We start from the raw sequence: 669 nt of genomic DNA on the forward strand, positions 1-669 counted from the left end.
AGAAGGTCAATATGGCTGTTTTTCACATCAATTGGCAGCAACCCGAATGCCTGAACAGCATCGGTATGAAAATAAGCTTTGTGTTCCTTTAACAGCTCACCGATTTCTTCGATCGGCTGCACTGTTCCAACTTCATTATTTCCATACATCACTGTCACAAGGATTGTATCATCACGCAGTGCTTCTTTCACCTGTTTTGCACTGACTCTTCCATTTTGGTCAACGTCCAGATACGTTATGTCAAATCCGTCTTCCTCAAGTTTTTCACATGTGTGAAGCACGGCGTGATGCTCAATTTTTGTTGTGATGATATGTCTGCCAAGATCTTTTCTTGCAAGTGCGGTTCCCATGATCGCCAAGTTATCAGCTTCCGTTCCCCCGCTTGTAAAAATGATCTCCTGCTCTGCCGCTCCGATTTCTGCTGCGATCTGCGCTCTTGCTTCATCCACCCATTTTCGAGATTCTCTGCCAAATGAATGAATACTGGAGGGATTACCGAAACTGCCGGAGAAGTGCGGTATCATTTTTTCCAGCACGCGCTCATCCATCGGAGACGTTGCGGCATGATCTAAATAAATCCGTTCCATTATGTTTACACCTCTGATCTAAATATAGAACATATAAGCTTCTTGCTCTCCGTCTGTATAGCTGGCAAGATCCTCTAATGTT

1 protein-coding gene and 1 pseudogene are annotated in these 669 nt (G+C 44.2%); both read right to left on the reverse strand.

Features of this window, described 5'->3' with window-relative positions:
- The coding region (locus ACWHAR_RS27905; protein ID WP_452088545.1) for a cysteine desulfurase family protein at window positions 1-587 on the reverse strand (587 nt) is incomplete at its 3' end.
- Window positions 588-605: 18 nt separating this feature from the next.
- A pseudogene (locus tag ACWHAR_RS27910) lies at window positions 606-669 on the reverse strand (transcriptional regulator); the annotation flags it as partial.

This window comes from Bacillus sp. LR--39 (assembly GCF_053613335.1).